Origin of the sequence: Helcococcus bovis (genome assembly GCF_046035835.1) — a bacterium.
In the GTDB taxonomy this organism is placed as follows: domain Bacteria; phylum Bacillota; class Clostridia; order Tissierellales; family Peptoniphilaceae; genus Helcococcus; species Helcococcus bovis.
The window spans coordinates 129,216-149,102 of record NZ_JBFNGB010000001.1 but is presented as its reverse complement, the minus strand read 5'-3'; the positions used below and the strand labels follow the sequence as shown (position 1 = coordinate 149,102).

The following is a 19,887-nucleotide window of genomic DNA, read 5'->3' as shown; positions in this document are numbered from 1 at the left end:
TTAATTTGACTAATATTATATAAGGAGTATTTATATGAAATCAAAATTTAATCTACAATCTTTAATTATGGCAACTTTACTTACGGCTATATCAATTATTTTAACAAGATTTTTATCTTTTTATTTAACACCAAATATGAGAATAGGCATAGGTTCCCTTCCTATAATTTTTAGCGGTGCAGTATTAGGTCCTTTTTTAGGTGCCTTAACAGGTGTAGCAGCGGATTTAATAGGTATAATGATTAACCCGGGAGGTGTTCCTCATCTAGGATTTACATTATCATCAACACTTACAGGATTAATTCCGGGAATTATATTTTTTATAATATTCAATAAAAATAATGAAAATCAAAATTTAAAAATATTATTAACTAATCTGTTTATTTTTGGATTTATAAATCTTATTCTTAACAGTATATGGTTAAGTCAATTAAGCAGTTTAAGTATTTGGTTTTTAATTATATCACGTCTGCCAAAAATTCTTATAGAATCAGTATTTACAGGAATACTATTAAAATTATTACTAAACAAAAAAGTTACACTACTTTTAAATCAATAAATCTTGTTAGATAATAATAGATATGTGACAAAAAATAAAAAATAGGAAGCTATTTGGTAATATAAGTTTAAGCAAAAAAATAAATTATCAGAAAGAAAGGCTTCCTATGAAAACTAGTATAATAGAAGAAATTAGATTTAATCCAAATAGTGAAAATTTAATACTAAAGTGAATCAATATCATAAAAATTGTAGTTAATCCAAAAATTCTATGATATTTTATGATAGGTTTTAATATTTTTGGAAATATTTTATTCAATATTTTATTATTTTTTATTTGTTCTCTATAATTTTTGTTTATAAATTTTAGAATATAGTTTAATAATGCCAAACCATAAAATAATAATATTAGAAGACCAAATAATCCTCCTAGTTTATCCAGATTCCCCTTCTTAAAACTATACAAATACATATCCTTTTATTTTAAAATAAAAAATGTGGAGAAAATTCCACAAATTTTTAAACTAATATATTTTCAATTTTTTCATAATCTTTTATCAAGATTTTTCCTCTTGAAACAAGACTCAAAATACCTTCTTCTTCAAATTGATTTAATTTTCTACTCATAGTTTCTCTTGATACCCCTGCTAAAGAACCTAATTCTTCTTGTGTAATATTGTATTTTATTAAAATACCTTTATCAGTTTCTTTTCCGTAAAGATTTACTAGAGTTTTTAATAATTTTGCAACTCTTACATCTGTACTTATTACAGAAAGTCTATCAATTAAATCTTCAGCTTTTCTTATTCTTTCATATGATTGTTCTAATACTTTGGTTATAAATTCTATATTATGTTTTAAAACGTTATTAACATCATAAGAAGATATGGTCAAAACTGTAGTTTTATTTAATGCATAAGCAGTATATTCATATCGATCGCCCGATAAAATATTATGTCCCCCTACAAAATCTCCTGGTTCGTAAATATACAAAATTTGCTCTTTTCCATCAGACATTATTTTTGATATTTTCATTTCACCATCTAAAATGATGTACATTTTGTCCGCTGGATCAAAAGATCTAAATATAGTTTCACCTTTGCTATATTCTATGATATAGAAATCTGATTTAATACGTAAAAATTCCTCTTCTGACAATGAGTCTAGAAGAGGAATTTTTTTATAATTTAATTTTCCTTGTGTAAATAATTCTTTTAAATATTTCATAAATTCCTCTTAAGAATATATTACCATATTATTTAGAAATTTTTCCAAGTTTTTGTCTTGTAGCTTTTCTACCCATAAGAATTATTTTTTTTGCAATCTCTGCATCTTGATTACTTAAAGCAGGAACTCCATCTAATGGATACTTAAATCCCAACTCTTTATACTTATCAACACCCATTGTGTGATAAGGAAGTACGTCAATTGCAGTTATATTGTCGTAATTACCAAGTAATTCACCTGTTTGATATAAAAATTCTTTATTGAATGTAATTCTAGGAACGATAACGTGTCTTATCCAAATATTCATACCATGATCATCCATAAATTTTAAGAATTTAATTATATTCTCATTTGAATGTCCTGTCAACACCTTATGTTGTCTAGGGTTTACATGTTTAATGTCTAACATTACTATGTCGGTAACTTCCATTAATTTTTCAAATTTTTTTATTAATTCAGGATCATTATCTCTAAAAGTAACTCCGCATGTATCTAGACAAGTATGAATGTTTCTAGCATGACAAGCTTCGAAAAGGTCTAGTACAAAATCCATTTGTACTAGAGATTCTCCACCTGATAATGTTATACCACCATCTTTTAAAAATGGGCGATAACTTTCATAATCATCTAAAACTTCTTTTACAGTCATTTCTTTACCGCCAAATGAAGCCCATGTATCTGGATTGTGGCAGTAAAGACATCTCATTGGACATCCTTGTAAAAATAATACATATCTGACACCTGGACCATCCACCGTACCGAAAGTTTCTTTAGAGTGTATATATCCAATGGTATCTAGATTCATATTATAGTCCTCTGTGGAATGTTCTTGCGATTACGTCGTCTTGTTGTTCTTTTGTTAATTTTGTAAAGTTTACAGCATATCCTGAAACTCTAACTGTTAATTGTGGATATTTTTCTGGGTGAGCTTGTGCATCTAATAATGTTTCTTTATTAAATACATTAACGTTTAAGTGGTGTCCACCTTTTTCTACATATCCGTCTAACATTGATACTAAGTTATCTATTTGTGTTTTGTTTGCCATGATTTTTTCTCCTTTTATTTTTTATTTTTATATTAATATAAACTATTTAATTAATTATTTTCCTTCTTCAGGATTAATATTTTTTAATGTAGGAATGCTACATGCGTTACCTACACAAGTATCAGTTACTCTTTCTAAATCTAAACTTTCTAAATCGATATCTACATCTAATTCATCTAAGTCTATTTCTCCAGCGAATACCTTGTTGTCTTTACCTAAAGCACCTGGGATGATTGAGAATGTGTTACTAATACCATCTTGAGCATCTTTATATGGAATTTTTGCAACTGATGATAATGAAGCTAGAGCACCTGATGTATCTCTTCCGTGCATTGGGTTAGCACCTGGAGCAAATGGTTGTCCTAATCTTCTACCGTCAGGTGTGTTACCTGTTTTCTTACCATATACAACGTTTGATGTAATTGTTAAGATTGATGTTGTAGGTATACCATTTCTGTATGTTGGATGTTTTCTTACTTTTGCCATGAATGATTGTACAGCGTAAACAGCCATTTCATCTGCTCTGTCATCGTTGTTACCATATTTAGGGAAGTCACCTTCTACTTCATAGTCAACTACGATTCCTTCTTCGTTTCTTATTGTTTTAACTTTTGCATATTTAATAGCTGATAATGAGTCTGCAACTACTGATAATCCAGCAATACCTGTTGCGAAATATCTCTTAACATCTCTATCATGTAGAGCCATTTGTACACTTTCATAAGCGTATTTATCGTGCATGTAGTGGATTACGTTTAATGTATTTACATAAACACCAGCTAACCATTCCATCATATCTTCAAATCTTTCTTTAACTTCGTCAAATTCTAGATATTCTGATGTTATTGGTCTGAATTTTGGTCCAATTTGTTTTAATAATTTTTCGTCAACACCGCCGTTAATAGCATATAATAGACATTTTGCTAAGTTTGCTCTAGCACCAAAGAATTGCATTTCTTTACCAACTCTCATTGATGATACACAACATGCGATAGCATAGTCATCACCGTGAGTTTGTCTCATGATATCATCATTTTCGTATTGGATTGATGATGTATCGATTGACATTTTAGCACAGAATTTCTTGAAGTTTTCTGGTAAATGTACTGACCATAATACTGTCAAGTTTGGTTCTGGTGATGTACCTAAGTTTGCTAATGTGTGTAGGTATCTGAATGAGTTCTTTGTTACTAATGATCTTCCATCTAAACCAACACCAGCTAATGATTCTGTTACCCATGTTGGGTCTCCTGAGAATAAGTCGTTATATTCAGGTGTTCTTGCGAATTTAACCATTCTTAATTTCATGATGAAGTGGTCAATCATTTCTTGAGCTTCTTCTTCTGTAATTATACCTTCTCTTAAATCATGTTCAATATAGATATCTAGGAATGTTGATGTTCTACCTAAGCTCATTGCAGCTCCGTTTTGTTGTTTGATTGCTGCTAAGTAACCAAAGTATAACCATTGGATAGCTTCTTTAGCATTTTGTGCTGGTTGAGAGATATCGTATCCATAGATTTGACCTAATTCTTTTAGTTCTTTTAATGATGCAACTTGATCTCTTAATTCTTCTCTTAATCTAATGTTGTATTCTGACATGATTGGAGAAACTGAATCGATTTGTTGTAATTTATCTTCGATTAATCTATCAATACCATATAGAGCAACTCTTCTGTAGTCACCAATAATTCTACCTCTACCATATGCATCTGGTAAACCTGTTACAACACCAGATTTTCTTATTGCTCTCATTTCTGGAGTATAAACATCAAATACCCCTTGGTTATGTGTTTTTCTATATTCTGTGAAAATTTTATGTACTTCAGGATCTGGAGTATAACCATATGATTCACATGATGATTCACTTACTCTTATTCCACCAAATGGTTGGAATGATCTTTTTAATGGTTTATCTGTTTGGAAACCTACAATTGTTTCTAATTCTTTGTTTAGGTATCCTGGTCCATGAGATGTTATTGTTGATACGATACTTGTATCCATATCTAAAACACCACCATTTTCTCTTTCTTGTTTGAATAAGTCCATTACTTGAGCCCATAATTTATTTGTAGCTTCTGTTGGACCAGCTAAGAATGTATCATCACCCTTATATTCTGTGTAGTTTTTTTGGATGAAATCTCTAACGTCTATTTCTTTTTTCCATTTTTCACCCAAAAATTTATCCCAAATTGTCATGCAATTCCTCCTTGTTATTTATTTATCTATATTATAACATTTAATTACTTATAAAAATGTGATCCACATCACAATAGCTGTATTTTTATAAAATTAAAAGCTATTTATTAAATAATTTTAATGTTTGTCTTAATTATATATCAAAAATATCAAAATGTGTAATTTAATCATATTTTTAAAATGATAATTTGTAAAATAAAAAACTTTACATTAAAGGTAAAAGATGGTAAAATCTATATAAGAAATTTTAAGTTTATTTTTTTTATTACAAAAGTCAAAGAAGGACAAAATGGGATTAACAACACAAATAGAAAAATTTTTACTTGATATGATGAGAGATACAGAGAAAGAATTTATAGAAATAGGAAGAAATGAATTAGCAGAAAGATTTAATTGTGCTCCATCTCAAATAAATTACGTACTTACAACTCGTTTTACTCCATATAAGGGATATTATGTTGAGAGTAGAAGAGGAGGAAGAGGGTATATAAAAATCATCAAGTTAGAAATGACAGAAGAACAATTGATAAATAAGATATTAAATGGAACTATTGAAAAGACAATAACCTTAGATAAGGTTATGCATATTGTTAAAGGTCTTGTTCAAGAGGAAGTTTTAACAATAAAAGAGGCTTTAATTATTCAGCATAGTTTGGATGATAATGCACTTAGACATATAGATACAAATGATAGAAGTTTAGTAAGAGCAAGTATATTTAAAAATATTTTACTTGCTTTAGTGAGAGATTAGGAGGTAATTATGCAATGTTTTAATTGTGGAAATGATGCTGATATGGAAGTTTTTATGATGATTAATGGAAAAATGAAAAAAATAAGCATATGTAATGATTGTTACCAAGAACAATTAAAAAATATGGTGGATTCATTGAGTGATGAAAATGGAGAAATTGATCCAGAAGAAATTCAAAAGAAAATGTTTAAGTTTTTCAAGGATAATAAAGATGAATTTGAAAAATTTATAAGTGAAGCTATAAATGATGAAAACTTTGATATGAATAATTTGAATCCGGAAAATTTTGATGTAACAGAGATGAATTTTGAAAATTCAGGAATAGATTTTTCAAGATTTAATGGAGATTTTAACGATATTTTCAAAGGTTTATCGGAAAATTCACAAACGTATTTTAGAAATACTAAAAAAAGAGAAAAAGATGATTTTTATAATGAAATAAATAGAAAAGCTAAAGAAAATATTAATGTAAAGGATGATTTAAAGCAAGCTAGAGAAATTAGAATGTTAAAACATGCTGTTGAAAAGAAAAAAGAAGAGTTGAATTTACATTTGCAAAAAGAGGATTATTTAGCAGCTGCTACATCTAGAGATGAAATGCGAGAAATCAATAAAAAAATAATGATAATTAGACAATTACAAAAAGAGGTTAATAAATAATGAATTTTAGAGAATTAATGCAAAAACTTGCTGATGAAGCTTCAGCTTTGAAATCTAAATACATTGGTACAGAACATGCACTTTTAGCTGTTATGAAAACTGGTGGATTAGAATCAAAAGCTTTGAGTACAGCAGGCGCGGATTATATTTTATTAAAAGAATATTTGAAAAATAGAATAAATAGGGAAGAATCAAGTAAAATTATAGGTACTACACAAGAGCTTAAAGATATAATGGATGATGTATTATTACAAAAAAAGAGAAGTAATAAAGACAATACACTTGAAGAATTATTACTAATAAATCTATTAGTTTCTGATACTTTGGCAAAAGAAATGTTAGTTGATACAAATGTAAATCCGCAACAAGTTTATATGATTTTGGATTATTATATAGGTAATAAAGCTCAATCTTCTCAATTGACACAAACTCCAAATTTAGCCAAGTATGGACAAGATTTAGTTGAAAAAGCTTTAACTAAAATAGATGGGGTTATAGGAAGAGATAAGGAAATTAATAGAATTATCCAAGTTCTCACAAGACGTACTAAAAATAATCCTATACTTATTGGTGAAGCAGGGGTTGGTAAGACAGCGATAGTTGAAGGATTGGCTAAGAAGATTGCTCTAAATGATGTGCCAGATATTATGAAAGGTATGAGAATTATATCGTTAGATATGGCTCAAATGGTTGCTGGTACAAAATATCGTGGAGATTTTGAAAAAAGAATTTCAGATACATTAAAAGAGGTTATGTCTTTAGAAAATGTAATAATATTTATTGATGAAATACACACTATAGTAGGAGCTGGTTCTTCAGAAGGATCACTTGATGCATCAAATATTATGAAGCCGTATTTAACTAAAGGAGAATTAAAAATAATCGGAGCTACAACTGTTGATGAATATAGAATGTTCATTGAAAAAGAAGCTGCTCTTGAAAGAAGATTGCAACCTATACAAATAGAAGAACCATCAGTAGAAGAGACAGTTGAAATTATAAAAGGTATCAAGAAATATTATGAAAAATTTCATAGAATTAAAATTACTGATGAAGTAATTGAAGAAGCGGTAAAGTTATCAGATAGATATTTAGTTGATAGATTTTTACCTGATAAAGCTATAGATGTTATTGATGAAGCATCTTCTAATCTAAAAGTTGATTCATTTAAGATTCCTGAAGAACTAAAAAAATTACAAGATGAATATGCTGAATTAAATAAACAAAAAGAAGAAGCTGTAAATATACAAAATTATGAAAAAGCAGCCTTTATTAGAGATAAGATAAATGAAGTTGAATTGAAAATTATGGAATTTAATCAAAAAGAAGAAGAGTCTGATGAAATACAATACACATCAGAAATCACTGTAGAGAAAATTCGTTCAATAATTTCAGAATGGGCTAAAGTACCTGTAACAAAACTTACAAAAGAAGAAAATGAAAGATATAGAGATCTTGATAAAAATCTAAAAGGTACGGTGATTGGACAAGATGATGCAATAGAAAAAGTTTCAAAGGCTATAAAGAGAGCGAGAGTTGGATTAAAAGATAAAAATAGTCCTATAGGCACGTTTATATTTGTTGGACCAACAGGGGTTGGGAAGACTTATCTAGCAAAACAGTTAGCTGAAGAAATATTTGAAAATGAAAATAGTTTAATAAGAATAGATATGAGTGAATATATGGAAAAACATGCAGTTTCTAAATTAATAGGATCGCCTCCAGGATATGTTGGATACGATGAAGGGGGACAACTCACAGAAAAAGTTAGAACAAATCCATATTCTGTTATATTATTTGATGAAATTGAAAAAGCTCATCCTGATATTTTTAATATTCTATTACAAATTCTTGATGAAGGTAGATTATCTGATTCTCAAGGAAGAGAGGTAGATTTTACAAATACAATAATAATCATGACTTCAAATGCGGGAGCGTCTCAACTTTCTAAGAGAAATACAATTGGGTTTGAGTCTGAAGAAACAAAATCTAAAAGAGATTATGAGCATACAAAAGAAATAGTTAATAATGCATTGAAAAATCTATTCAAGCCGGAATTCTTAAATAGAATTGATGATATTATTGTATTTAACAGATTAAATAAAGAAAACATTAAAGAAATAGTTAAATTGAAATTAGATGATTTAATTGATAGAATTTCTGAAATGGGATATGAAGCAAAATACACTGATAAAGTAGTTGAAAAAATTGCTGAAGTAGGATTTGATGATGTTTATGGTGCTAGACCGTTAGATAGAGCGATTAAAACAGAAATTGAAGATTTAATTGCTGAAAGAATATTAGAATCTGGTATTTCCAAAGATAAGAAAATCTCAATTATCTTAAGAAATGAAAAAATTTCAATTAATGAAATAGGTAAATAATATGAAGTTAAAAACAGTTTTTAAATGTACAAACTGTGGTGAAGAGCAAATAGCTTGGACTGGCAAATGTCCAAGCTGTGGTGCTTGGGACAGTTTAGTAGAAGAAGTAGTAGAAAAAAAGTCAAAGTCACAGAGTTTAGCGTCAAAAACAGTCTATAAAAAATCTAATAGATTAAAGTCAATAAAAGTCGATGTTTCAGAGAGATTTCTAACTAATATTAATGAATTTGATAGGACCATTGGGGGAGGTATAGTTAAGGATAGCGTGTCTATTTTAACGGCCAAACCTGGAGCTGGTAAATCAACATTATTACTTGAAATCGCTAAAAATTTGGCATTAGATGATCATAAAATTTTATACATATCTGGAGAGGAATCAGAATCTCAAATTAAAAATAGAGCTCTCAGAATAATGGAAGAAATTCCAGATGATATATTTATAATTTCAACAAACTCAATGGATATAGCACTTCATGAAATAGAAGAGGTTGACCCCGATGTAATATTTTTAGATTCTATTCAAACTTTAGGATTAGAACAATATACACAACGTCCAGGAACTCCAACTCAGACAATAGAATGTGCTAATGAATTAGTAAATATTTGTAAAAATGCTGAAAAACCTAGAGCAGCAATAATGATAGGTCATATGACGAAGTCAGGAGAAATGGCTGGTTTGATGACTTTAGAGCATTTAGTTGATACTGTTTTGATTTTAGAATCAGAATCAGATTCACAATTGAGAGTTTTAAGAACGACTAAAAATCGTTTTGGATATACTGGAGAAATTGGTCTTTTTAATATGGACGAAGAAGGTTTAAAAGAGGTGGAAAATCCTTCAGAATATTTTATAACTCCAAGAAAACATCCGGCTGAAGGTTCAGCTATATCTGTTATAAAAGAGGGTTCAAGGATTATAACTGTTGAGGTTGAATCGTTGGTATCTCATTCATTCACACCATATCCAATAAGAATAGGTGATAGTTTAAGAAAAGATCAACTTAATACTTTAATTTCAATTCTTGAACAAAGATCAGGTATTAATTTATATGATAAAAATGTAATATTAAAAACAACTGGTGGTTTAAAATTGTCAGAACAGTCAGTTAATTTAGCGATAATTATTAGTATAGTATCATCATTAAAAAATAAAGGAATTGATAATTCTACTGTATTTATTGCAGAAGTAGGATTGACTGGAGAATTAAAGAGAGTTCCAGAAATTGAAAAGAGGCTTTTAGAATTGGATCGACTAGGATTTAAAAAGGCTTATATTTCTAAGAGTAAGGTAGATAAAAGTAAATTTAAGACTTTAGAAGTTGTTGAATGTGATACTATAAATGATGTTATAATGGAAGTTTTTTAGAAGTATATTTGATTAATTTTTGTATTTTATTCTATTCAAATAGTAAAATATAAATATTATAAGATTAAGGATGTTTAAATGGCTAGAGAAAAAGAATTTAAAAGTTTAGATGAGCAAGTAGATATTCAAATAAATGACAGAAAATTAAAATTTAGTAATAGAGATAATTTAAAAAGAGATTTACTTACTAAAAATTACTTCAATTTTATAAATGGCTTTGAAGATATATTTTTATCGAAATCTAATTTAAGAAAAATATACAAAAGAGCATCATATTCCGACTTTAAGAGATTATATAAACTAGACAGGATGGTATCTGTTTATTTATTTGAAGAAATTACTAAAATAGAAACACAAATTAAAACTGCAATTTCTTATTATTTTAGTCAAAAGTATTGCTCATCGGGTCTTAATAGTAATTTGAATTATTTAGATAAAAATAACTATTATGGAGCCAATTCTAGTGGAGCTTCCATAGATGATATAAAAATGTTTAATAGACATATGTTGTTTTCGTCAAAAAAAGGAACACACGCAACAATAAAAAATATAAAATTTACTGGTAACATTTCATGTTCTACCAATATAAATTATGCTTCAGATTATGTTTTAACAGGTGTTTTTTATGGTGTATTCAAGGGGTTGTCCAGAAATCAATATACTGGTAGTATTTCGATAAGTTCATCTAGAATTCTATCTTTTTCTTTAGGTAATTATACAAATGCAACACTTCCTACTATTTAATTTATATAATGATTTTAATTTTAATAAATTGAATAGTTGTATAAAGACATACTTGATAAAAAATAAGATAAGATTTAAAAATGAAATTAATAAAAATTTATCTAAGTGTATAAAATTATAAAATTTGACATTTATAATTTTTTAAGGCAATCTATATATAGATAGAGAAAGTGCCACGACGGCGTCTAAGTTTTGTAGATAAAATATCTATAGGGTTTAGAGAAGTTACAAAAAAACAGGGGAAACCCTGTTTTTTTGTTTTTATTTTGCAATAACTCAAAGATTTAAAACCACTATTTCCTTTTATGTAAAGCTGTAGCAATAAAACATGAAAATGGTATAACTAGTACAAGTCCAATACTTCCAGCAAATATTCTTATAAATTCAGTTATGAATATGTCCATATTGTAGAAAAATGGCATATTTGAATTATATGAAAAAATTAGTATTGAAAGTGGAAGAGCTGAGGCAAAGTATGCCAGGACAAGAGTGTTAGACATTGTACCAATTATGTCTTTACCAACATTCATACCTGATTTGAATAAGTTCCAGAATTTCATTTCAGGATTTGCTTTACTTATTTCTTCTATAGAAGATGCTGTACTCATAGCTACATCCATTATTGCACCTAATGCACCAATAATCATACTTGAATATAAAACTTTTTCTGCTGAAATAGGGATAGGTAAAAATTGCATCATTACTGCGTTTTCATTGGATAGACCAGTTATATGTGAATTTGGTCCGAATATACTTGCAATTAAAAATGAAATAAATATTCCAAATATAGTTGCCAGTATAGCAGCAAGAGTCTTTTTAGCGAATTTTCCTATAATTAAAAGAGTTATTATAGTATTAATTATTGATGTAATAATTGTAGATAAAATAGGAGGATATCCTAAGGTTATTAAATAAATTAGAATTAAAATCATCGCTATGGATACAAACATAGTTATTAATGATTTTATTCCGGATTTTTGCGCAATTAAAATGACAATAATTATAAAAAGAGCTAAAAGATAATATGCCCAAGTCATTCTATAATGATCATAAATTACAAATTCCGATGATCCTTCATTTTGAAATATTATTACAGTTTGTCCTTCTTTATATTCTATTTGAAATTGTGTATTTTTAAGAATTATTTTATTTATCTCAATGTCCTTTCCAGACAATTCACCATCTAAAATAACTAGATTATATTTTTCAAATTTATCTTTTCCGTTATCATATTTTTTAATATTATTAATTTTAGCTTTATAAAATTTTGAAATATTTTTTTGTATACCATTTGCTTGTATTTGTTGATTATTTTGAATTTCATTATTTGCTGCAAGTGATGTATTATTAAATAAAATTAAGATTAAAATTAGAATAATGTAAATTTGCTTTTTCATGTTCACCTCATTTTTTTATTTTTATTATATAAAAAAATTGTTTTTGTTGACAAGCGCAAAATGGTTTGATATGATATTAAAAATATTAAATGTTTTGAAGAGAAGAGTAGTTATATTGTAAGCTAAAGCGAGTCTTGTATGGTGTGAGGAGATAGTGTAATTTATAATGAAAAGAGACTCTGAACTAATATGTTGATATGTAGGCATATTCGGGTAGCCCGTTACAGCAAAGAGTAATGATAGTTACTTGATGAGATTTATTTTGTGAGAAATAAGTGAAAATGGGTGGTACCACGAATGTTAACCGAGCTTCGTCCTATTAAGGATATGCTCGTTTTTTTATTTTAAATTTGGGAGGAAAAGATGAAAAAGATACTAATTAATATTTTAGTTGCATTCCTACTTTTTGTGAATGTGGCTAATGTATTTGCACAGGAAGAAAAGAAGGATACACTTACAGTTGCGACAAATGCGACATTCCCACCTTATGAATTTATTAAGGATGGAAAAATTGTCGGGATTGATATTGAAATAGCTAATAAATTGGCGAGAAAGCTTAATTTGAAGTTAAATGTGGTAGATATGGAGTTTAATACAATAATTTCTTCAATTGAGAGTGGCAAGGCTGATATTGGTATGGCAGGAATGACGGTGACGGAGGAAAGGTTGAAATCAATAAACTTTTCTATGCCTTATGCAAAAAGCACGCAAATTGTTTTGATTAACTCAAATTCAAAATTTGTCAAGATTGAGGAATTGAAAGGTAAAAAGATTGGTACTCAACTTGGAACTACAGGAGATATTTATTCAAAAGATGATTTTGGTGAAAAAAATGTGCAGTCATTTGATAAGATTTCAGATGCGATTTTAGCTATGAAGAATGGTAAAATTGACGCAATCATGATAGATCAGCAAACCGGAGAAAATTATTTGTCAAATGATAGTGCTTTGAAGAAAATAGAATCCCCATATGTTGAAGAAGAATACGCTATTGCCATTGGAAAAAATAACAAAGAGCTATTGAATAAAATTAATATTGCTATTAGAGAAATGCAAAATGATGGAACAATTAAGGAAATTGTAAATAAATATATTGTTACAAAAGATGAAAAAGTTCAATCATTTTCTTTAATAAATAAAATAAAGGAAACACTTTTTGAAGATGGAATGTGGAAGTATTTGGCAACAGGACTGAAAATAACGCTTATAGTTACATTCTTTTCATTGATATTAGGGGTGACATTGGGATTATTAATTTCCATAATTAAGCTATATCATGCAGAATTAAATCCACAATTTAATTCATTAAGAGGAATTTTGTTAATAGTATTAAATAGAATTGTTTCAATATTTGTTTCACTAATTAGAGGAACGCCAACAATGATACAACTTTTGATTATGTTTAATATCATTCTTTCATCAGTTAAAAATTTGGAGATTGTTGCAATTCTTACATTTGGAATAAATTCTTCCGCTTATGTTGCTGAGATTTTTAGAGGAGCATTTAAATCGGTTAAAAAAGGGGAAATAGAGGCGGCAAGAGCTTTGGGGATGAGCTTTTCTCAAACGTTTAGAAAGATAATATTACCGCAATCTTTAGTTTTAAGTTTGCCGGTATTAGGAAATGAATGCATAACTTTATTAAAAGAAACATCTATTGCGGGAGCAATAGGTTTGTTAGAACTTACAAGAGGTGCAAATATAATAATAAGTAACAAGTTTACAGCATATATTCCATATTTTACTACAGCATTAATTTATTATTTAATGGTTAAAATATTGGAAATTACATTTAAGAAATTAGAAGGGAAGTTTAATTATGTTAGAGATTAAAAATATAAGTAAGACCTTTAATACAAAGGTGCTTGATAATGTTAGTTTAGAAATTAATAAAGGAGAAATTGTTGTTATAATTGGGCCATCAGGTTCTGGAAAGTCTACAATACTTAGAACTATGAATCTTTTAGAAACTCCAGATGAAGGACAAATTTTCTTAGATGGAATTGAGATTAACAAATCTACTAATATTAATAAATTTAGAGAAAAAGTAGGAATGGTTTTTCAAAACTTCAATCTTTTCTCACATTTAACAATACTTAAAAATTTAACTTTAGCGCCAGTCACATCTAAAACATTGACTGAAAAAGAAGCTACATCAAAAGCTATGGAATTGCTTGGAAAAATTGGATTGTCTGATAAAAAAGATGCATATCCAAGTGAATTGTCAGGTGGACAAAAGCAGAGAATCGCAATCATTCGTACTTTAATGATGAATCCGGAACTTGTATTATTTGATGAGCCAACATCAGCTTTAGACCCGCAAAGAGTTGGAGAAGTTTTAGGACTGATGGAGACTTTAGCAAAAGAAGGGATGACAATGGTAGTTGTAACTCATGAAATGGGATTTGCGAAAAAAGTTGCTAATAGAATTATTTTTGTAGAGAATGGAAAAATAATAGAAGATACCAAAAATGTAAAGACTTTTTTTGAAAAATCAGAAAATGAAAGGGTTAAAGAATTTTTAGAAAAAATTTTATGATTATTTGTATAATGTAAAAACAAACACCAATTATTAAATTTTATTAATAATTGGTGTTTGTTTTTAGGTTAAATATACAAAAAAAAGATACAAATTATGATATTATTAACTAGTTATAAAAATTATATAGTAATAAATAAGTATTAATCTGGACTTGAAAAGTTTAATATATACAAAAAAAGGAGAAAAAACGAAAAAATAACAAAGAAAATTTTGTCAGTTGTTTTAGCATTCTTAATGATGTTAAATGTACTGACCGGATTGATTCCTCATAGAGTTGTTAAAGCTCAAAACGATAACAATGATAAGGTGTATGTTAGTATATCAAAAATAGATGAAAACAGTTATTTACTATCAGGTACTAAATTAAAGGTAACTGATAGTCAAAATAAAGAAACTATAATTGAGGAATGGAAAAGTACGGAGGAACCAAATATAGTTGATTGTAAATATAAAGAATTTTCATTGACACCTGGTAAATATAAATTTGTCAAAACATTAGAAAATAATAGTATATATACAAAAGCAAAAGATATATCATTTTCAATATTGTCATCAGGAAAGCTTGAAATGGATAAAGACAATTATTCAAGATCTAAATATGATCAAGATTCAAAGACAATTACTATGGTGAATGAATATTTAGAACATGATGTAAAATTCTCAAAACAAGATATAGTTGGAAAAGAACTAGAAGGTGTAACAATAGAACTATGGAGAAATGGAGAAAAGATCGATTCATGGACAAGTGGTAAAACAGCAAAAGAATTAAGCTTAAGAGCTGGCACTTATACAATGATAGAAAAATCAGCACCAAAAGGATATAAAGTATCAACATCAATAACATTTACAGTAACAGAAGATATGAAGATTGAAGATGTTAAAGTACGAGGACAAAATAAAGTTGATGCTGAAGGAAAACTTGTTGTAATGATAGATGAATTTATCGAAGAAACGAAAGGTGAAACAAGAAGATAAACTGAAAAAGAAACCGAAGGTGAAACAAGAAGATAAATTGAAAAAGAAACCGAAGGTGAAACAAGAAGAGAAACTAAGCAAGAAACAAAGAACGAAAATAATGAAAATCCAGAAAAAGGTGATGCAGGGGTTGCTTTATTTGTAGGAATATTATTAATTTCTGATTTAGCACTTTTTGTTTCGAGAAAAAAAGAAGAAGTTAAATAATAATTTAATATAAATTTTTTATCAGTCAGGTTTAAAATCTGACTGATTTTTTTATAATAAGATTCTCAATATAGAAATAAAATTAAAGAATCTAAGAATTACCTTCAAGAAATCAATAAAAAGTATTGACATATTTATTGTATCTCTGTATTATATAATTAATACGGAGATAAGGGGGGGTATATGAAATTTGAAAAAGATAGACCTATATATACTCAATTGGTGGACGATATAGAGTCTAGAATTATTAATGGAGAATTTAAATCTGGTGAAAAACTTCCATCAATAAGAGAATATGCTGAAAATAAGGTTGTAAATCCTAATACTGCCCAAAAAGCATATTCTGAGTTAGAAAGAAGCGAATATATTTTTAGTAAAAGAGGAGTAGGGTATTTTGTCAATGAGGATGCTGATAAAATTAGTAAATTAAAATGTGAATACTTAAATTTACAGATTGATGCATTTATTAATAAAATGTCAAATCTTTCATTTTCAAAAGAAGAAATAATTGAGAAGATAAAGGAGAAGTTATGATAAAATTTTCGAATGTTTCAAAAAAATATAAAGGTGGAACTTTAGGGTTAGATGGGCTTGACTTAGAGATTCAAAATGGTAAAGTTATCGGTATTTTAGGGCCAAATGGTTCTGGAAAAACTACATTCCTAAAATTATTAAATGGATATTTGAAACCAACAAATGGAGAAATTACAATTTTTAATGAAAACATAGGGCCAAAGACTAAATCAATGGTTTCTTATTTACCAGATATGCCTTTTATACCTGATGATTATACAATTTTGGAAGCTAAAAGTTTATGGAAGAATTTCTTTGATGATTTTAATGAAAATAAATTTGATGAACTTATAGAGTTTATGAAATTGGATCAAAATGCCAGAATTTCTGAATTATCTAAAGGAATGAATGAAAAATTTCATTTGACCTTGATATTATCTAGAGAGGCTAAGATTTATGTTATAGACGAACCAATATCTGGAGTAGATTTAGTATCTAGAGATGTGATTTTAAATGCAATATTAAAAAATGTAGAAAAAGATAGAATATTAGTAATTACAACTCATTTAGTTGATGAAATGGAATCATTGTTTGATGATGTTGTATTTTTATCAAAAGGAAAGAAGATTTTAGAAGGAAATGCGGAACAATTAAGAGAAGAAAAAGGTAAGACTATAGCGGAGATTTTTAAGGATATTTATGGAGTTTTGGTTTATTAGGAGGATTCTATGGGAAAATTATTAAAATATGAATTTAGAAATAGTAGAAAAAAAGTTTTTCAACAAATTGGAATTATTTTATTGGTATCACTTTTGTTACAAGTGATAATTAGTGGAGTTGTTAGATATGCAATGTCTAATTTACATACTAGTGGACCATTAGGATTTATTGCAACTATTTCAGGATTAATCGTATTTGCTGGGATAATTTTAATTATTGTTACTGGATTTTTGTATTATATAACTTTAGCAAATATATTAAAAAAAGATATTTATTATGGACAAGGATATATTACATTTTCAATACCTAAATCAGGATATCAAATTATAGGAGCTAAAATTTTAGTGTCATTATTTTGGTTGATGATTTTACCAATAATTACAATAGCGTTTAATACTTTATTGGCATATATAGTATGGGTTTTGATACCAGGAGTTGTGAATGTTAATGATTTTTGGAATCAAGTAAGTGGATTTATAACATCTCCAAAATTTTATGAATTTTTAAGAGAAATATCTATAAAAGATATTATATATATATCATTTGTTTGGATTATAAGTGGTATATTCACAATACTTTTAATGTATTCATCAGTAATAATTGATTATAGAATTGGTAGAAGAAAGCAAGATTCATCTATGTGGATATTGTATTACATTATATTATCTATTATATATGGTTTTGTATTGTCCATGATTTTTTCACCAATATCCTTTACAAATTCATATACTTCATCAACAATTTCGTTAGATTCCACAATAAATCCTAATTTATATTGGATGAGATATATTAATTTAGGAATAAATTTTGTTTCATCTATATTATTGTATATATTTGTATCACACAATTTTGAAAATAAAATTGAAAAATAATTTTTTTAAGAGAGCTGTTGCAAAATAACTAAAAATGTTATTTTGTAATAGCTTTTACTTTTTAATTGAAATTTCAATAATTTGATATAATATATTTTTAATCTACTTTCTAAAAATATCCAAATTATTTGGTTTTTGGGTACAAAAAACTAAGGTAGCTAATTTTTATTTTTTTTACTGTGCTACTTTTTCTTCAACTGATATATATCTTGTAGGATTAAAATCTTTATTTAAAATTTTATATGTTAATGTATTTAAATTCATTGCTATAGCCATTAAATTTATTTCACTTAAAATGTTTTTAAGACCTTTATGTTTGAATCTACTATATTTTAATCCTTCTTTTAATTTTGAAAATGCTCCTTTAGCTTGAACTGAACGATTAACTCTTTCGTTAATTCCTTCATTTGAAGTTATATTTTCTAATGATTTTAATCTATATTTTTCAAAAATTTCAGTAAACCATATTGATTTAGTTTTTGTACCATTTAAATTCCAATCAAAACATTTATATACTTTAGAAATTGAAATATATCCACTTTTTTTAACTTTTTTTCTATCTTTTATCCTTAGAAAAATTTTCCCTCCCTCAGTTTTATATTGATCTAAATCTTTATCATAAATTAAATTTTCTCTAAATTCTTGTTTCTTCTTATATTTTCTTGTTTTTGATATCTTATAATTACTAGGTTTTATGAATGCTCTTAATTTTTTTTCATCTAAAAACACATAATTTTCTTCACTTTCATAACCAGCATCACATACAATTTTATCCATTTTATTTTTATATATTGGATAAAGTTTATTTATTAAAAGAGGTAATGTATACATATCAGAAGGATGGTGAGAACCATAAATTCCTAAAATGAAGTTTCCACTTGTTGCAAATTGTATATTATATGCTGGTTTTAATTGTCCATTTAACATATGATCATCTTTCATTCTCATAAAAGTTGCATCATTATCGGTTTTTGAATAACTATTTCTTTCTCCCATAATTTCCAAATGCTTATTGTATTCTAAAAATTTAGTTAGATACTGATTAATTAATTCAAATTTTTTTGTGTATCTGTTTTTCTTTTTCCTTTTCCATGTACAATTACTATATTTTCTGATTCAATTTTTTTTTGAAAGTTTTTTATTCTCATTTTCTAAAAACTTAATTAAAGAGTTTTCTTCGATAGTTTCATCAAGATTGAAATATTTAATTACTTTTTTTATTAACTTATCCTTAAATTTAATAACCGCCTTTTTCCATACAAAAGTGTATTTATTAGCATTTGCTTCAATTTTTGTTTCGTCAATGTAAATACTAGAAGCATCTAAAAGGTTATTATCAATTAAAAACTTATTATTTTTTTCTAATATTTTTTCTACAAAAGGTTCTAATTTTTGTCTAAATCTATTGATAGTAGAATGATCCGGAGATTTTTGTCCTTGAAGTAAATACAAAATTTGAAGATCATATTTACACATTTTCTCTATTTCTCTTGATGATTTAATGCCTTCTGAATAACAATAGATTAAAATCTGAAACATTGAAATTGGGTCTATTACTGGTTTTCTCCCTTTTTGAGAGTAAGCATTTTTTATTAAATCTAAGTTTAATTCCTTTACTAAATTTTGCAAAACCATTAATTTAGCTTCATTTTCAACCACAACATCAGTATTAAAATCCATTTTAACTTGAATTTGTCCATGATTTAAATTAAAATTTAAGCATGGTATATTATTTTTACTTTTCATATTAATATTATACCAAAAACAAGCCCTAGATGTTGAAATC

At 27.3% G+C, this 19,887-nt stretch carries 17 protein-coding genes and 2 pseudogenes; 12 read left to right on the top strand and 7 right to left on the bottom strand.

Features of this window, described 5'->3' with window-relative positions; genetic code table 11:
* Positions 1-34 precede the first annotated feature (34 nt).
* Positions 35-559, top strand: a complete 525-nt coding sequence (locus tag ABGF48_RS00660; RefSeq protein ID WP_408104432.1) for a folate family ECF transporter S component — start codon at positions 35-37, stop codon at positions 557-559.
* Positions 560-1,017: 458 nt separating this feature from the next.
* Here ABGF48_RS00660 and ABGF48_RS00655 read toward each other — a convergent pair whose 3' ends face one another.
* The 4 genes from ABGF48_RS00655 to pflB are packed head-to-tail and all read right to left on the bottom strand — an operon-like array spanning position 1,018 to position 4,970.
* Positions 1,018-1,725 carry a Crp/Fnr family transcriptional regulator gene (locus ABGF48_RS00655; protein ID WP_408104431.1) on the bottom strand — a complete coding sequence of 236 codons (708 nt, stop codon included), beginning with the start codon at positions 1,723-1,725 and terminating at the stop codon, positions 1,018-1,020.
* A 28-nt stretch (positions 1,726-1,753) separates the two neighbouring features.
* Positions 1,754-2,530, bottom strand: a complete 777-nt coding sequence (gene pflA / locus ABGF48_RS00650) for a pyruvate formate-lyase-activating protein (RefSeq protein ID WP_408104430.1) — start codon at positions 2,528-2,530, stop codon at positions 1,754-1,756.
* A gap of 1 nt (position 2,531) precedes the next feature.
* Positions 2,532-2,771, bottom strand: a complete 240-nt coding sequence (gene grcA3 / locus ABGF48_RS00645; protein WP_134711368.1) for an autonomous glycyl radical cofactor GrcA3 — start codon at positions 2,769-2,771, stop codon at positions 2,532-2,534.
* Positions 2,772-2,825: 54 nt separating this feature from the next.
* Complete coding sequence (gene pflB, locus ABGF48_RS00640) at positions 2,826-4,970, bottom strand: formate C-acetyltransferase (protein ID WP_408104429.1); 2,145 nt, start codon at positions 4,968-4,970, stop codon at positions 2,826-2,828.
* 289 nt (positions 4,971-5,259) lie between these two features.
* Here pflB and ABGF48_RS00635 point away from each other — a divergent pair, with 289 nt between their 5' ends.
* The 5 genes from ABGF48_RS00635 to ABGF48_RS00615 all read left to right on the top strand — a co-directional run bounded on the left by ABGF48_RS00635 (position 5,260) and on the right by ABGF48_RS00615 (position 10,875).
* A complete protein-coding gene (locus ABGF48_RS00635; RefSeq protein WP_408104428.1) occupies positions 5,260-5,721 on the top strand; it encodes a CtsR family transcriptional regulator in 462 nt (153 codons plus the stop codon).
* Between the two features lie 9 nt (positions 5,722-5,730).
* Complete coding sequence (locus ABGF48_RS00630; protein ID WP_408104427.1) at positions 5,731-6,381, top strand: hypothetical protein; 651 nt, start codon at positions 5,731-5,733, stop codon at positions 6,379-6,381.
* Positions 6,381-8,765: an ATP-dependent Clp protease ATP-binding subunit gene (locus ABGF48_RS00625; RefSeq protein ID WP_408104426.1), complete on the top strand. Its 2,385-nt coding sequence runs from the start codon at positions 6,381-6,383 to the stop codon at positions 8,763-8,765. The genes ABGF48_RS00630 and ABGF48_RS00625 overlap by 1 nt, the downstream gene beginning before the upstream one ends.
* 1 nt (position 8,766) lies before the next feature.
* On the top strand, positions 8,767-10,131 hold the full coding sequence (radA, locus tag ABGF48_RS00620) for a DNA repair protein RadA (protein WP_408104425.1): 1,365 nt from the start codon (positions 8,767-8,769) through the stop codon (positions 10,129-10,131).
* Positions 10,132-10,209: 78 nt separating this feature from the next.
* Positions 10,210-10,875: an Abi family protein gene (locus tag ABGF48_RS00615; protein WP_408104424.1), complete on the top strand. Its 666-nt coding sequence runs from the start codon at positions 10,210-10,212 to the stop codon at positions 10,873-10,875.
* Between the two features lie 293 nt (positions 10,876-11,168).
* Here the strand turns inward: ABGF48_RS00615 and ABGF48_RS00610 are convergent, their stop codons facing one another.
* Positions 11,169-12,272, bottom strand: coding sequence for a YibE/F family protein (locus ABGF48_RS00610; protein WP_408104423.1), 1,104 nt, complete (start codon positions 12,270-12,272; stop codon positions 11,169-11,171).
* A 363-nt stretch (positions 12,273-12,635) separates the two neighbouring features.
* On the opposite strand from ABGF48_RS00610, the gene ABGF48_RS00605 reads away from it, so the two are divergent.
* The 6 genes from ABGF48_RS00605 to ABGF48_RS00580 all read left to right on the top strand — a co-directional run bounded on the left by ABGF48_RS00605 (position 12,636) and on the right by ABGF48_RS00580 (position 18,101).
* On the top strand, positions 12,636-14,105 hold the full coding sequence (locus ABGF48_RS00605) for an ABC transporter permease subunit (protein WP_408104422.1): 1,470 nt from the start codon (positions 12,636-12,638) through the stop codon (positions 14,103-14,105).
* A complete protein-coding gene (locus ABGF48_RS00600) occupies positions 14,092-14,811 on the top strand; it encodes an amino acid ABC transporter ATP-binding protein (protein WP_408104421.1) in 720 nt (239 codons plus the stop codon). Before ABGF48_RS00605 ends, ABGF48_RS00600 begins: the two co-directional genes overlap by 14 nt.
* Before the next feature lie 213 nt (positions 14,812-15,024).
* Positions 15,025-15,789: an MSCRAMM family protein gene (locus tag ABGF48_RS00595; RefSeq protein WP_408104420.1), complete on the top strand. Its 765-nt coding sequence runs from the start codon at positions 15,025-15,027 to the stop codon at positions 15,787-15,789.
* Between the two features lie 390 nt (positions 15,790-16,179).
* On the top strand, positions 16,180-16,530 hold the full coding sequence (locus ABGF48_RS00590) for a GntR family transcriptional regulator (RefSeq protein WP_408104419.1): 351 nt from the start codon (positions 16,180-16,182) through the stop codon (positions 16,528-16,530).
* The gene (locus ABGF48_RS00585) at positions 16,527-17,228 is read left to right on the top strand and encodes an ABC transporter ATP-binding protein (RefSeq protein WP_408104418.1); all 702 of its coding nucleotides are present in this window, start codon (positions 16,527-16,529) and stop codon (positions 17,226-17,228) included. The genes ABGF48_RS00590 and ABGF48_RS00585 overlap by 4 nt, the downstream gene beginning before the upstream one ends.
* A gap of 9 nt (positions 17,229-17,237) precedes the next feature.
* Entirely contained in the window at positions 17,238-18,101 is an 864-nt protein-coding gene (locus ABGF48_RS00580) for a hypothetical protein (protein ID WP_408104417.1), read from the top strand.
* 174 nt (positions 18,102-18,275) lie between these two features.
* Here ABGF48_RS00580 and ABGF48_RS00575 read toward each other — a convergent pair.
* Together ABGF48_RS00575 and ABGF48_RS00570 are read right to left on the bottom strand one after the other, a co-directional pair.
* Positions 18,276-19,097, bottom strand: a pseudogene (locus tag ABGF48_RS00575) (transposase); the annotation flags it as partial.
* A gap of 375 nt (positions 19,098-19,472) precedes the next feature.
* Positions 19,473-19,736: pseudogene (locus ABGF48_RS00570) on the bottom strand (transposase); the annotation flags it as partial.
* Positions 19,737-19,887 lie beyond the last annotated feature (151 nt).